General features: G+C 43.3%; 14 protein-coding genes. 1 reads left to right on the top strand and 13 read right to left on the bottom strand.

Annotated features, from left to right (window positions below; translation table 11 throughout):
• Positions 1-139 precede the first annotated feature (139 nt).
• The 9 genes from M1K58_RS02000 to M1K58_RS01960 all read right to left on the bottom strand — a co-directional run bounded on the left by M1K58_RS02000 (position 140) and on the right by M1K58_RS01960 (position 11,329).
• The gene (locus M1K58_RS02000; protein WP_256756992.1) at positions 140-1,339 is read right to left on the bottom strand and encodes a glycoside hydrolase family 130 protein; all 1,200 of its coding nucleotides are present in this window, start codon (positions 1,337-1,339) and stop codon (positions 140-142) included.
• A gap of 18 nt (positions 1,340-1,357) precedes the next feature.
• Positions 1,358-2,569, bottom strand: coding sequence for an AGE family epimerase/isomerase (locus M1K58_RS01995; protein WP_256756991.1), 1,212 nt, complete (start codon positions 2,567-2,569; stop codon positions 1,358-1,360).
• Positions 2,570-2,595: 26 nt separating this feature from the next.
• The gene (locus M1K58_RS01990; protein ID WP_256756990.1) at positions 2,596-3,552 is read right to left on the bottom strand and encodes a glycoside hydrolase family 113; all 957 of its coding nucleotides are present in this window, start codon (positions 3,550-3,552) and stop codon (positions 2,596-2,598) included.
• Positions 3,553-4,073: 521 nt separating this feature from the next.
• The gene (locus M1K58_RS01985) at positions 4,074-5,132 is read right to left on the bottom strand and encodes a LacI family DNA-binding transcriptional regulator (protein ID WP_256756989.1); all 1,059 of its coding nucleotides are present in this window, start codon (positions 5,130-5,132) and stop codon (positions 4,074-4,076) included.
• Positions 5,133-5,380: 248 nt separating this feature from the next.
• Positions 5,381-6,208: a carbohydrate ABC transporter permease gene (locus M1K58_RS01980; protein WP_256756988.1), complete on the bottom strand. Its 828-nt coding sequence runs from the start codon at positions 6,206-6,208 to the stop codon at positions 5,381-5,383.
• A 2-nt stretch (positions 6,209-6,210) separates the two neighbouring features.
• On the bottom strand, positions 6,211-7,086 hold the full coding sequence (locus tag M1K58_RS01975; RefSeq protein WP_256756987.1) for a carbohydrate ABC transporter permease: 876 nt from the start codon (positions 7,084-7,086) through the stop codon (positions 6,211-6,213).
• A 127-nt stretch (positions 7,087-7,213) separates the two neighbouring features.
• Positions 7,214-8,725: a response regulator gene (locus tag M1K58_RS01970; RefSeq protein WP_256756986.1), complete on the bottom strand. Its 1,512-nt coding sequence runs from the start codon at positions 8,723-8,725 to the stop codon at positions 7,214-7,216.
• A complete protein-coding gene (locus M1K58_RS01965) occupies positions 8,718-10,604 on the bottom strand; it encodes a cache domain-containing sensor histidine kinase (RefSeq protein WP_256756985.1) in 1,887 nt (628 codons plus the stop codon). Before M1K58_RS01965 ends, M1K58_RS01970 begins: the two co-directional genes overlap by 8 nt.
• Before the next feature lie 164 nt (positions 10,605-10,768).
• Positions 10,769-11,329, bottom strand: a complete 561-nt coding sequence (locus M1K58_RS01960; protein WP_256756984.1) for a WGxxGxxG family protein — start codon at positions 11,327-11,329, stop codon at positions 10,769-10,771.
• 180 nt (positions 11,330-11,509) lie between these two features.
• Here M1K58_RS01960 and M1K58_RS01955 point away from each other — a divergent pair, with 180 nt between their 5' ends.
• Positions 11,510-11,632, top strand: a complete 123-nt coding sequence (locus M1K58_RS01955; protein ID WP_256756983.1) for a sporulation protein YjcZ — start codon at positions 11,510-11,512, stop codon at positions 11,630-11,632.
• Between the two features lie 112 nt (positions 11,633-11,744).
• On the opposite strand, the gene M1K58_RS01950 is transcribed toward M1K58_RS01955, so the two are convergent.
• The 4 genes from M1K58_RS01950 to M1K58_RS01935 form a co-directional block, all read right to left on the bottom strand.
• Positions 11,745-12,425 carry an ABC transporter ATP-binding protein gene (locus M1K58_RS01950; RefSeq protein WP_256756982.1) on the bottom strand — a complete coding sequence of 227 codons (681 nt, stop codon included), beginning with the start codon at positions 12,423-12,425 and terminating at the stop codon, positions 11,745-11,747.
• Positions 12,425-13,534 carry an ABC transporter permease gene (locus tag M1K58_RS01945; RefSeq protein WP_256756981.1) on the bottom strand — a complete coding sequence of 370 codons (1,110 nt, stop codon included), beginning with the start codon at positions 13,532-13,534 and terminating at the stop codon, positions 12,425-12,427. The genes M1K58_RS01950 and M1K58_RS01945 overlap by 1 nt, the downstream gene beginning before the upstream one ends.
• A 26-nt stretch (positions 13,535-13,560) precedes the next feature.
• On the bottom strand, positions 13,561-14,013 hold the full coding sequence (locus M1K58_RS01940; RefSeq protein ID WP_256756980.1) for a hypothetical protein: 453 nt from the start codon (positions 14,011-14,013) through the stop codon (positions 13,561-13,563).
• Positions 14,014-14,135: 122 nt separating this feature from the next.
• A complete protein-coding gene (locus tag M1K58_RS01935; RefSeq protein ID WP_256756979.1) occupies positions 14,136-14,705 on the bottom strand; it encodes a TetR/AcrR family transcriptional regulator in 570 nt (189 codons plus the stop codon).
• Positions 14,706-14,814 lie beyond the last annotated feature (109 nt).

Genomic DNA, 14,814 nt, shown 5'->3' with positions numbered 1-14,814 from the left:
GGTGTCATTTACAATTTTCGTAAGGATGACATCGCTTACATTCCTAATTATAAGGTTTTCACCGTTGATGAAAATGCTTTATATTTGTTTTTATTGTCCCTAATTATGATAACAAATAAATAAAATTAGGTTACAAAAGCTACAACATGAGAAACGCATACTCTGGCTTTTTCATGAGCTCGAGATTTCGAGAAATCAATTCCATACGCTGCTCGACACTCGCACGGGAGCGAAGCAAATCTGTTGGCGTGTTGATGCATGCATCAACGAGTTGAGAAACCGTAGTTGCAGCTACATGTATTCGAGTATCCGAAGACGCATAGTAGAGGTATACTTCGCCGCTATCTTTCGTGATCAAACCGTTACAGAATACGACATTGGAAACATCGCCCACTCTCTCTGTTCCTTCAGGAGCGATCATATGTCCTCCCGGGGAATAGATAACTTTGTTAGGCTCATCCAATGCTGTCATGAACATATAGAGAACATAACGCAAGCCAGCAGCAGTATTCCGTACACCATGCGCAATGTGCAGCCAACCTTTATCTGTCTTGATCGGTGCCGGTCCTTGACCATTTTTCACTTCCTTGATCGTGTGGTACTGTCGCTCATCAACGATAACTTCTTTGTCTACGATGGCCGGATTCATGCTTTCGGACAATCCCCAGCCAATACCACCGCCTGCTCCTGCATCGATGAATCCATCCTGTGGACGAGTGTAGAAAGCATATTTGCCATCCACGAATTCAGGATGTAGCACCACGTTGCGCTGCTGCGGGGAAGGAGTTTGGAGATCAGGTAATCTCTCCCACGTGATTAAATCTTTAGTCCGAGCAATGCCTCCTTGTGCAACTGCACTGGACGTATCACTTGGTGGTGCGGATGGATCTTTGCGTTCAGAACAGAATAACCCGTAAATCCATCCGTCAGCATGCTTCACCAGACGCATATCATATACGTTAATGTCAGGATCCTCCGTCTCAGGAAGTAGAACTGGAAAGTCCCAGAACTTAAAGCCATCCACTGGGCTATCACTTTCAGCAACTGCGAAGAACGACTTGCGGTCTACCCCTTCGGCTCTAACCATAAGATAATATTTGCCATCTAGCTCGATTGCACCCGGATTGAATGCTGCATTCACTCCGATTCTCTCCATTAGATAAGGATTAGTTTCCGGATTAAGATCATAACGCCAGTGAATGGGAGCATGCGCGTTCGTAAGTACCGGATACTCATAACGCTCGTATACACCATTTGAAACAGTTGGAACGTTCTTCCTATGTATCAAACGATCATGTTCAGCCTTTAAAGCTTTCAATTTCTGCATAAATTCACTCATCGATAATTCCCCCTTATTTTAATAGCGAATAAGTGCCAATCTTTCTAAAGCTTCAAAGCAAGCTCTGCTATTGTGATAAGGGCATTTCCATGGGTCAACCTTCGCATAGGCTAGATTTGGCACCCCTTCGCGAGATACCTGCCAATGCCATTCCCCATTCTCGGAGTCACAAATGAACAGCTTAGTGAATGTCCAGCTATCTTTAGCCGCTTGCAAGTATTCAGCATTTCCTGACAGCTGATAGGCATTGATGAAACCGACCATTGCTTCAGCTTGCGGCCACCAGTCCTTCGAGTAATCGATATGACCATGACCATCCGCTTCATTATACAGGCCCCCGTCTTTATCCAAACCTTCTGCCAAAGTTACCACAGCCATCGCAGTGGCTACTTTGTTGACCCGGTCGATTGCCTCCTCATCACCAAGAACTTCGGCTGCTTCGCATAGTAACCAGCTTCCTTCAATGTCATGTCCATAAGAAATGTGTTCCGATTTCGAATTCCATTCCTCATCAAAAAACAACATAAAATGATGATTGTCTTTGTTTATGATTAAATCCAAATGAATGTCGATAAGCTCTGTCAGCTTCATTCGCAAATCTTCCGACTTCCACACTCTGTAAAGATTCGTATAAGCTTCGAGCACATGCAAGTGGGTGTTCATCGATTTGCGTTCGTTCAGATCCTTACCACTTAAGCTTAAATCGTCCGTTTCCGACCAGTCTCGCGCTAAAGCTTCGACATAACCACGATGCCTATAATCATAGGCATGCTTCTCGATCAAATAAAAGAGTTCCCGGGCCCATGCTAGAGCTTCTTCTGAGCCTGTAGCTCGGTAGTATTCGGAAAGGGCATAGATTACGAATGCTTGACCGTAAATTTGTTTTTTCTCCTGAACGGGTATACCGGACACATCCACCATCCAATATAGTCCTCCGTGCTCCCTATCTCTGAAAAACTTATCAAGCGCATCGTAAGCTCTCCGCGCCATGATCAGATAAGGAACATCCTGATAGAGACGATATGCCGTAGCGAAGGTCCATAAGATGCGTGCATGTAGCACTAAACCTTTGTCAGCGTCTGGCATAACGGTCATATCACTCTTAATTTCACCTACGAAACCCCCATTCAACTCATCCACAGTATGCTTAATCCAGAAATCGAGAATGTTCGATTTCAATTCTTCTTCTAGTTGGGAGCGCCAATGCTCCATTGTAAGATCGCTATTCATTGCCCCTCTATACCCTCCGCTCATGCTTAAATCTTAGATAAATAATAATCTCGCACAACAGTTTCTGCTTTTTTGCCATACATACAATAATCGTTATTATGCACGGCTTGTTCCAGAGAGTAGAGCTTTGCCGGCCAATCCCATAACATAAACCCTCTCATCCATTCTCTGCGCGAGCAAGCTTCGAACATGGCATTATAGTATACTTGCTGCTCCTCTTCCGACGGCCCACCCGGCAACGACCAATCGTTTGGCTTCAGACTGGAGCCTTCCCTGCTCGGGCAACCTGCTTCCATGAAGAAGAACGGCTTATTCCACTTCACTAGCATCTGCTCGATTCTATCTAAATGAAACTCCCAATGATTGATCGGATAATAACCACTTGAAGAAATAATGTCGACTGCATCCCACCAGGTTAGGCGATCCTCCTGGTATTTGTCGCAATTATAAGTAATCAAGCCCCTGTAAACCGTTCGAACCTCGGCAATTAACGCTCTCCACTCCGCTTCTCTGGAATCCGTCTGCACCATCTCGCATCCAATACAGAGCATCTCACAGTTTTCCTGCTCGGCAATCTTCGCATAATGGACAATAAACTCTCCGTATGAGGCAAACCATTGCCCCCAACTCGGCTCACCTGGAACATCATCTTGAAAGAAGCTAATATGTGCCCTCCAAGTCCCGTTGGCGCAGTTAACTACTGGCTTCAAACAAACCTTCATGCCCAGTTTCTTGGCATTGCGAATGGCCCATAACGTCTCCTCGTCTGTAACAGTTGGTGCCTCACGAAATGGAATACTTGTGGACTGGGGAGTTTCCTGTTCCGCAGCAAGCGCAATAGCAACCCAGTTGACGCCCATCGAGTTCATCGTTCTCATGGAATCTTCTGCTTCTGAGCTAGACCACGTCCCTCTAACTCCTGTCCAGCCCCATGTCATTCCGTTAACTGTCTCAACCCATGTATTCAAATTGTCACTCCTCATCTTTCTTATGCTAACAAAATATTTGTTAGCTATTTGTTTGTTATAAACAATAACAACTTTAAGGAAAATTGTACCACTAGCCAACCTTTTGTCAACCGGAATAACGAATATATCCGCTACAAAATTGCAAAATACTACCTGGAGAATTCCATTCATATAGACTTGAGGGTTATCGTGCAAGTAATTAACCGACTTGGGGAAATGAAAGCACTTTTTTGGCCTTCGTTCTTCAATCACAACAGTCGCCGCTTTACGAAGGTACTTTTTTGGCCTTCGTGCGCACCAAGCTTTGATCAGGAGCTCATTGAGAAAAAAGTAATTAGGAGGGCTAAAGAGGATTGCAAGGATGGTTATTCTGAGGGGTTATTTTGAGTTAGTTGGATTTCCAGAAACGTGAATGTCGTATGAGTTGTTTGTGTTGCGAGAGGTGCGAGAGGTGCGAGGGGTGCGAGAGGTGCGAGGGGTGCGAGAATTAAATTAAAAATGGTGATACAGGAATCCCCTGTACCACCATTTCATGATTAATTGGGAGCTGCTGCTGTGGAAGCCCGTAGAACGAAGTCACCTGCAAGCAATATTTTTTCTTTCGGTCCGTCAGGATTAGCGATCCGCCAGAGTAGTGTTTCTACCGAGCGTTGCCCAAGAGCTTCTTTGTTAACATGCACCGTGCTGAGCGCTGGAGAGGAAATTCCTGCATCCTCGATGTTGTCGAAGCCTGAAACCGAACATTGATCTGGCACATTAATGCCGAGGCGTGTCAGAACAGTCATCACACAAATTGCAATGGAATCATTCGCGCAGACAAACGCAGTCGGGAAATCCTCCGTCTGTAGCATTTCACCAATAATATGGTCAAGCTGCTCCGTCATCTCCGACCGGTTAACTCCTTCAAACTCCAAAAGCCCTTTATTTTGTCGCAAATCTATGCTCAGTTCCTCAAGCATGGAGCGAAAGCCTAACCAACGATCATAGAAGCTTCGAGAGTAGTGAATATCTCCTACGAATTGTAGCTTGCGATGTCCATTACCTAGTAAATAGTTCGTCGCCCTACGAACACATTCATAATTGTTCATGAACAGAACGTCAGATGGGATAAGTGAATCTTCGTGATCAACAAGCACGAAAGGAATACCCAAATTTCGGATTTCCAATAACTGCTGGTTAGAGATCAATCCCACTCCGACGAGACCTAGCACTGCTTCTGGATTAATCAGTCTTGTAAAGTTATCTGTTATATGTTCAGTCACAATCATCATACCTAGATGATTTTCTTCAAGGCTTGTAGTAATCCCATCAATAATCCGACCCCAGAAGCTCGATTGTCGATTCTGCTCTCGCACATTCGGGATAAGAACGATGATCGTATTTCGATCAGTCGAGGTTGGTCTAATAGGCGTGTTGCGGCTAACAACGGGCTTATTTCGTTTCTGTACAAAGTAGCCTAGTTGGGTGGCGGCATGAATGATTTTCTCCCGTGTATCCGGACTAACTCCGGATTTTCCTGATAACGCTTTGGATACGGCAAACTTGGACACGTTGACGTGATCGGCAATTTGCTGCATAGTAACTTTTTTCGACATGAAATATTCCACTCCGCTCATTCGATACGCATATGTTCACCTATCAGATCAGAAAGTATAGATTTCTCGATCCTTATCTGATAGTACTCAAACTCAAATGTTAACTCCGTGGAAGGACTGCGTCCTCCGTTTATGCTTGATAACAAATTCTTTTGTTATCATAACACATCATATTCGTTAGCGGTACTCACTACACTATACAACCTCCATGCCGCTATCAGCGGTCTAATTCCCTGAACGACATGTCGTTACTTCACAGCTCCATTGGTGACACCCGCAAAAATATAGCGCTGCAAGAGTAAGAAGATAACAACAGTAGGGATAAAGATGATCAGAATACCTGCAGAAATGACGTTAAGCTGTGCAGCGTTCGGCCCGACAAAGCTATATATAGCTGTAGAAACAACCTTCAGCTTCTGAGACGGCATATACAAATACGGAGTGTAAAAGTCATTATAGATCGAAATAGTTTTCAAAATAATAAGGGTAGCCGTTGCCGGTCCGAGTAACGGGAAAATAATAGATCGGTAGATTTTGAAAAAGGAAGCACCTTCGACCATTGCGTTCTCATCCAAATCCTTCGGAATGCTAGCTACGAATTGCAAGTAAATAACGATTTGGAGGACATCTGCCCCTAAGTATAGAAGCATTGGTGCTTTAATCGTGTTATAGACGCCAAGCGCTTTGATTACACTGAAGGTTGCAACCTGCGTCGTAACGAGTGGGATAATCTGAGCAATGAGATAGAGCGCCATAATCGGCTTCTTCAGCGCAAAGTCAAAACGACCAAGCGCATAAGCGACCATTGTACCGATGATTACGTTGCCGGTTAGCGTAACCGCCAAAATAATAGATATATTTTGAAACCCAAGTCCAAGCTTGCCTACCTTAAATACCCGCTTAAAATTGTCAAAGTTAAAGAAATTCTCAGGCAGGCTAAGCCCCGATTGATAAAACTCGACCTTCGATTTGAATGCCCCAACAAAAATAGAATAGATCGGAAAAAATACAATAATAACAGCAAACGCTAGTGTAGAGTATTGTAGTGCTCGTACGTATCCCGGAGTTTTTCCCATCGTTAATTCCCCTCCCTGAATAGCACTTTTCTCTGAATGAAGATGAAGAATATAACGATGAACAGCAATACGACCGCCATAGCCGATGCCAACCCAAATTTTTCGAAGTGGAAAGCCATATCGACCGTCTGAATAACGAAGGTAGATGTTCCATTTGCACCGAGCATCATGATGAATGGAATATCAAATGCTTCAAGCGCACCTGTCAAAGTGAGAACGAGCATGAGCTCTATGACTCGGCGTAGGCTAGGCAACGTGATGAACCGGAAGGATTGCCAGCTAGAGGCGCCATCAATTGTGGAAGCTTCATATAAATCCCTCGGGATCGATTGTAGGGCACCAATAAAAATTACCATACTAAGCCCGAAATATTTCCACATCGAGATAAAAGCTAGCGAGTAGTTTACGAGTTTAGGATTACCCAGCCACATTTGCTGCCATGATTCTAATCCAATGGCTCCCAAGAAGACATTGATCGAGCCATATTCGGCATGGTACAAATTCTTAAACATAATGACTGTTGCTACACTATGCAGGACATAAGGCAAAAACAGTAATACCCTGAAGGCATACCTTCCGCGCAACCGTCCGTTAAGGATGATCGCGAAATAAAGTGCAATTGCGGTCTGAAGTATTCCCCCAACGAAATAATACAGATTGTTCTTGAATGCGCCGAATATTTCCGGTCTCATGAATATTTCCTTATAGTTCGCTAGGCCGACCCACTTCTGGTCGAAGCCTAATCCATCCCATTCCGTAAAGCTGAAATAAAACAATGAGACTGCTGGATACAGTGAGAACATACATAATAAGACTAATGGAACCGTAAGAAAACCGAACAAGATGATGTATCTCTGTACTTTGTAGCTGATGTTCAACTTGAATCCCCCTAACCCTGATTACGTCTTTGCATACAAAGCAAACGCTTTCAGTCTATTATATAGGGTTTTGTTATTTAATTTAATGTTCTCTGTTTGTTTTAATTGTCTTCAATTTAGATAATATTCACCTAACACGATCTTTAAATTCCTTCGGGGTACATCCGACAACCTTCTTAAACACTTTGTTAAAGTAGGCTGGGTCAGCATATCCAACCTTCTCACCAACCTCATAGGTTTTTAATCCATTTTTCTCCTTAAGCCAATCCTTAGCATGCTCTATCCGCACAGAAATAAGGAAGTCCGTAATCGTCTCCCCTGATTCGGTCTTAAATAGTTTACTTAGATAGCTTGGTGTCAAAAAGACTTCCTCCGCTAGACGATGAAGCTCCAGCTCATCAGCAAAATGATGACGAATATATTGTTTGATCGTATCCACAACGCGATTCTCTTGACGGAATTGCATCAATTGTACAAAAAGCTGATCCACAGCACCAAGGAAGAAGGTCATAAAAGCATCCTTGCTCGCAAATTTCTCCGGTTCGCAAGCCATAACCCGCTCCTCAAGTTCATCCTCTTCAGTCCTCTTGATGGGGCTAACCTTTGCAATCAGAGACAGCACAGTTTCACAAGCTTCGGATAGCTCGTTCCAACTTGGCATGAGCAGCATACATTCCTCAAACCATCGATGTATTGCTTTCTGGGCACCCGAATAATTCGACAAAGCCATCTCCGCTTGAAATTCACTAATGATTTGCATTAACAAATGATTAAGCGATTTGGTCTTACGTAAAATACGTGCATAATCAGTGAACGCCATCTTGCCGGTATCATACCAAGCTTGCTGTAAGGCACAATCCGCTTGACGATAAGCTTCACGAAGCCAGGTTGTTCCTTGGAAGACGTCACTCGCTCCGAGTCTGCCTTCATAGGATACAGGCAAACGATGAAGTAACGTCTGTCCCAGCTCCCTAACCCGATCCGCATGTTCGGTGCTAGGAATGCCTACAATGAGAATAACTCGATCCTCCCTCTCCACGATCGTCCAATTCGCTAGCCAACCAGAAACAACCTTCCGCATTTGTTCTATCGTTAATGGAGTATGTCCACGCATAACAAATACGAAATACGGCTGTTGGAATAACGGCGTTTGCTCCAATTGCCGACAGGCTTCCACTCTCAAGGGCTTAGGTAAAGCTTCTGTATCATTAAATAACAACAGCTTCAACTGATCGTCCTGATTAACTTCTCCAGCTTGCTGATCATACTCAAGCTTATCTCTAACCTTATGAAGCATTTGCTCTAGCTCATCTTTGTCTACAGGCTTTAACAAGTATTCCTCCACACCATAACGGAGTGCTTGTCTAGCAAAAGTAAAATCATCAAATCCGCTAATAATAGCCATTCTGAGCTTAGGTAAACGATGCTGAAGCTGCTTAATCAGTTCAAGTCCATTCATAACCGGCATCTTGATGTCCGTAATAACAAGATCAACGTGAATGGAGTCTATATGCGACAACAGTTCTTGAGCCCCAGCAAATATTCCCGTCACTTGAAACTCCTTACCGACTTGGGCAATCAGCTTGGCCAACCCTAGCCGAATTCTCTCCTCATCATCAACCACAACGACATTAACCAATTAGTCTCTCTCCCTTCGTCTTTTCTTTCGGGAGCCGAACTGTAACTTCAGTCCCCACACCTTGCTTGCTCATAATACGGATGCCATAGCCTTCACCAAATAGAAGCTTCAATCGCTCATGAACATTACGTAATCCAATTCCTCGACCATTGTTTACATGAGAATCCTTAGGCTCGTTTAATCGCTGACGAAGATGCTTTAAGTTAGCATCTGACATCCCTACGCCGTCATCTTTAATCGTAAACAGATGATCCATACCCTCCTCCTCATAGCTGAGATTGATCGTCATCGATGACTTGGATTCGTCCATACCGTGATAGACCGCATTTTCAACAATAGGCTGGAATAGAAGCTTCATAACAGGCAGGTTCATGTCCGTCACATTCGATATTCCTAGCACGAACCGATTTCCATATCGATAATTCAACAGCTGCATATACATATCCAGATGCTCAAGCTCTCTAGACAAGGCGACCGTTTCGGTTCCCGTTCCCATTCCGTATCTCAGTAATTTCCCTAATAGCTGCGTCATGTCGCTTACTTCAACATCATCATTCATAACCGCTGTCATCCGGATAGATTCCAAGGTGTTATATATGAAATGCGGATTAATCTGGTTCTGCAGCGCTTCAAGCTCCGCCTCTTTCTTACGCTGTCCCGCCATATAGACGTCCTCGACTAAGCTTTTGACCCGGATGATCATTCGGTTGAACGCATTACCGACGAGCCCCATCTCATCTCTACTCCGAACCGGAAAAGTAACATCAAGATTACCGGTTTGCACAACCTTCATCATTCGAACTAATGATCGCAGAGGCTTCGTTAAAGTAAAGGTAAAAATAAGCGATATAAGCAAGGCGAAGCCAATGATGGAGATTGCCGATACAAGGGTGAATGCACGAATTCGCAGCGCCTCACCCATGAGCTTTTGCTCTGGGATTGTAATATATATTTTCCACCCCGTATTACTAGATTGCTTATAAATTGATAACACCGGCTTCCCGTCAACCTTAGTATGTAAGCTACCTTCTTCTCCTAGAGCTTGAAGCTTGTCGTTTGACTTCATGTTCTGTCCTATAAATTTCTTCTCACTATCATATACAACCTGCCCATTGTTATCGACGATAAGAGTCGTTCCATGCGTAGCCTTGTCTAAATCCTTTACGATGTTCTCAATGACGACGATATTCGCATCAACAGCAATGAGACCTAGCGACTCATAGTTCGTATCAATAATCTCTCTAACAATCGTAAATACATATCGACTTCCACTCGTACTCCCACTCACCTGCTGAGTACTCACGAGCACGGGGTATCCCGCGGCATCATACGCAAGATTTCTCCAGTCTTGATACACTGATTTCAGATCCGAACGCACACCTCCGCTTTTGGTTGCAAAATAGGAATGCCCGTACCGATCAAATAAATAAACGGTATTTGCTCCATTCTTAATATTATTCAAGAAGTAAATACTACCTTCAACACGTCGTAACAGCTCTAACTGTTCATTAGAAAGGGTGGCCGCTCGTCCCGTAGTCGGGTCCAATTGCTCGTCAGTCGATTCAATGGAAAGGCTTTCATAAATTCGGTTAGATTCCTTAAGTCCTGCTTTGATCTCAGCTAAATAGGAAGGAATGATCGAAATCTTCTTCATATCTTCCATATAATCATCTAATTTACTAATCATGAGATCAGATACTTGAGAAACATAAGTAACCGTATTGCGCTCAATGGAGTCCGTATATCTTTCAGCCGAAATGTAACTAAGTACCCCAATAGGTAAAATAATGAGAAATAAAAATACAACAAACAGCTTACCTTCCATCCTAGCGATTGACGAGGAAATCCGTCTCCACGTTCCACGTAGCAACCATTTCATCAAGTGAACTCCTTCGCTATAAGACAACAAAAGGTGACTCCCCATTAGATCGAGCCACCTTGTTATGTTGATATGAGTGTAACATAATTTTATGCTAACAAAAATGAAATTTGAAAATCCCCATTCGGCTTATTAGCCAAATGAGGATCACTTATTCCTATATTTTATCGTACATCATCACGACTACGGCTGCGCATACCCGCTAATCCGAATAATCCAATTAAACCTAACCAACCCCAGTTAAAGCTTCTCTTAGTCGTTGTTTCCATAGCTCTTACCGTGTTTTTTGCACGAGTGGTCATATGCGTACTGTAAGGTCTGTAGGTGTTCATTCTTGTTGAATCATAAGCTCCATAGGTCCCATTCGTCCCGTAGGTTCTGTATGTCCCATTATTAACTCCGTTAGTTCCGTACACCCCGTTCGTCCCGTATGTTCCATTTACGCCATTAGTTCCATACGTTCCTAATGGGGTATTAGGAGTGCCCGTTATTCCATTGTAAGTGCCGTTGTACGTTCCAGTCCCATTATTCGTTGTAACGTTCATGCGGTTAATCGTGGCATTAGGACTTGGATTATAGGTCTTCGTTACACTTGGAGTTGTAAGCGAAGGCGGCGTGGTACTGTTGGTAGTCACCTTGCTCGTTGTGTGCTCAGCGAAGGCAGGTACCATTAGAACCAATGACAAGCTCATGACCATTGACAAGCTGACCAAAAACTTTCTCAAAAGAAAACCCCCTTAGAATAATTGATTACCCTCATAAGGTGTCCTTGGAGGTTCAATTTATGCTTAGGAGGCATTCGCCTGTTTTTAGTTCAACTGGGTAAATGTACTGTCCATATAGGTAGCCCGGCATAAGCTACATAAATGACTAATTGTCATAATAAAAGCACGGTGGTGATAGACTTGGGATACCCTGTTGCAGGTGTTGGTGCAGGTTGTGGCGTTAGTGGTGGTGGAATGAGTGCTGCGGCATTCGCACTTGTTCTATTCGTACTCTTGGTAATCATCTTGCGTGCTGGTTATTAATATCAGCTGTCTCTGCTCCCCTAATTCGACCATAATATTCGAATCATTTTGTATTATTCGAGCTAGCTAGAGTACAACCCACTTGCCTTCCATTAGGTTTGTGGGCTTTCTTCTATGCACGCAATTCAGTAAGCTTACCGTCTGTCATTCGCATGATTCGGTCGCACAGATCAAGCATCCGTTCATCATGTGTAACCATAATAGCTGCTTTCTTTCTTGTTTTTACTTCCTTTACCAGCATCTGTACCACTTCACGCCCACGTTGCGTATCCAGACTCGCTGTCGGCTCATCCGCCAGAATGATGTCCGGATTATTCATTAAAGCTCTAGCAATTGCTACCCTTTGCTTCTCTCCCCCGGACAAAGCTTCTGGATAATGATTCATCCGATGTGCTAAACCTAAATTTGACAGAAGCTCCTCCGCGCGATTACGATATTCCCTCCCATTATTTCCTGCCATATGGGAAAGCAGCAGCAATTGATCTTTAGCGGTTAAATAAGGTATTAAATTCGATGATTGCAAAATAAACCCGATTTGATTCATCCTTATTTTTGTGAGCTGACTAGAGGTTAACCCCTTCATTTCAATGCCGTTTAATTTAATGCTTCCTTGGGTTGGTTTCAGCAATGCTCCTACAATAGCTAGAAGTGAGGTTTTCCCCGAGCCCGATGGACCAACTACAGCAATAAACTCCCCTTCCTTTACATTAAGGGACACCGAATCCAATGCTTTAACGGAGGACTCCTTCTCGCCATACACCTTGGATACTTGATTGATCATTAGTTTTTCCATTATTCGACCCTCCCGATTGCCTGAAGCGCATCGATCTTGGCAATTCTTCCCAAAGAAAGAATTGTACCCAACAATGCAATAACCAGTAATAACAAGCTGTATATAGCCACGGTCAAGTTATCTAGCGCAAAGGGCACTTTCTCGGGAATTACACTTGCTATTCCATAGGTTAAGACAACACCCACCAATATCCCTATTGCTGTCACGATCAACACCTGCATGATTAAATTTTTGGATAAAAAAGCCGTATTTGCCCCAATTGCTTTCAACACACCAAATTGATTACTCTTCTGCAAAGTAATGACGTAGAAAAATACGGCAAGCACAAATGCCGCAATAATAAATAAGAAGAAAAGCATCATATTAACGCTAAGCGATTCTGCACTATACCCAGGAAGATTCTGAAGCGCAGTATTTTTCGTAACGACATCGATATTCGATATTTGATTTAGTATATCCTTATTAAAATCACTATCCTTTTGCACCGCGATCACACTAACAGGATTTTCTATACCCGATTTGGACTGCTCTGTCGGAAATTTCAATGTCTGCCAATGCTGAATATCCATAAACAGGACTGGCATATGATTATAAGCTTGGTTAGATACAAAACCGACCACTTTGAGCACTTTATCGCTCTGAATAATTTTTAATTGATCGCCGATCGCGTAACCGTAGCTCTTGAACGAATCATCGAGGATAATCTCATTCGAGTCGTTGTGGAACGATGTGCCTTCGTTGATTTTGGGAACCAAGAAGCTGTTCGGTTCGGTAGCTAAGATCGTCGCGTCTACTTGCTCTTCATCGTTAACCTTGGCTATCGATACTGTTAACTGACCTAACGGAGCGGCATCTTTTACGCCTGGCGTTTTCTTGATTTCATCCACCATGGAGTCAGGTAGCAACGACCTGAGCATGGACACACTGGAATTTTTATCGAATACTACATAATCCGCTTTCATGCTCTGAATCGAGGCTCCGTTAGCTGTGGATAGCCCATTTGCTAATCCTGATAAAAAAAATACAAGCCACGCGATCAACATAATAATAAGACCGATCAATAAGTACCTGAGTTTGGAATGCTTAATTTCACGCCATGCTAAAAACAATGCAACCGCCTCCTGATGTTATTTCTTTAATATTTTCCACTAACTACAAAGATGATGACAAAGGCCAACACGGCGAATATCAATGTCACGATGATGAAGGTTATGATGCTTTTCCCGACTAAGCTCCAGTTGCCTTCAGCTATTCGCTTAATGACCTTTTTGCCTAGAATGGATACCGTAATAATGAAAATCAAAATGACCATTGAACCGAACATTTCCATAAACTTTAGCCAGAATGGAAAGTTATCGTGATTTTCCATTCCGATTCTCATCAGCATCCATATGCCCGATAACAATACAAGAAACGCACTTGGATGTGTGACTCGAGTAAATACACGAATCGTCTTGCTAGTTAGACTCGAGATATCAGTCGCTTGAATGTTCCTCTTCATGATCATCAATTGAAGAGCAACCATGACAGCTGAACCTAGCCAGACCGACAAACCTCCAAGGTGGAGAAACAGCAATAAAGCATCCATTATGAAAAACTCCCCCTCGTTTTCGACAGTTGTGTCGAATTAATTTAAAAAAATATTCTGCTCGCCTTCATCTATTTTGCATCATTCCGACTCATGTGTCAAATTGAACGATTTTACATTTATTACTCACGATTCCCACCGTCCAACCATAGCTTAAATAACATTTCCGCCCACTGCTCCGCAGGAAGCTCCAGCCAATTTGGTGTTTCGATCGCATGGAAAAAAACCGCGACTATGACGGGTAAAGGAATATCAGCCCGGATTAAACCCTCCTGTTTCGCTTTCTCGAACAGGGCCATCAGTTGAGCTTTAAGCTCCATATGCCCTTGATCCAGATAGAGTAAATCAACCTTAGCCTTCTCTGAAGCGGTTTGGTCAACCTTAGGTGCCGCTAGCATCAATTTATGAAAATGAGCTTGTTCCAGAAAAATAACTAACGTCTTCTTCAAAGCCAGCATAGGAGGAAGGTTTTCGATCGCTGTACATGCAGCAAGCATCTGCTCCATCGTCCGGCGCATACATGCCGCGACAATCTCATCCTTGTTCGAAAAATATTCATAAATCGTGCTTCTTGCTCCATTTAACTTCTCAGATAATGCCTTCAAATGAAAACCATCATAACCTCGCTCTAACAAAAGCTCTTCCGTTGCATCTAGAAGCTCAGTCTTTGTAAATGCTCGTTGGCGTGCCATTGGATCGTCCCCTTCCTATAGTTAATCTAGCAAGACAACCCCCGACAAGCCAAACAAGGCCATGTGGGGGTTGTTCATTGTTTATGTTAATTACTTACGCTACGAGTTT

The sequence above is a fragment of the Cohnella sp. WQ 127256 genome (assembly GCF_024519285.1).
GTDB lineage: Bacteria > Bacillota > Bacilli > Paenibacillales > Paenibacillaceae > Cohnella.
Note: the sequence above shows the minus strand (reverse complement) of the source record. Positions and strands in the feature narration are given on the sequence as shown.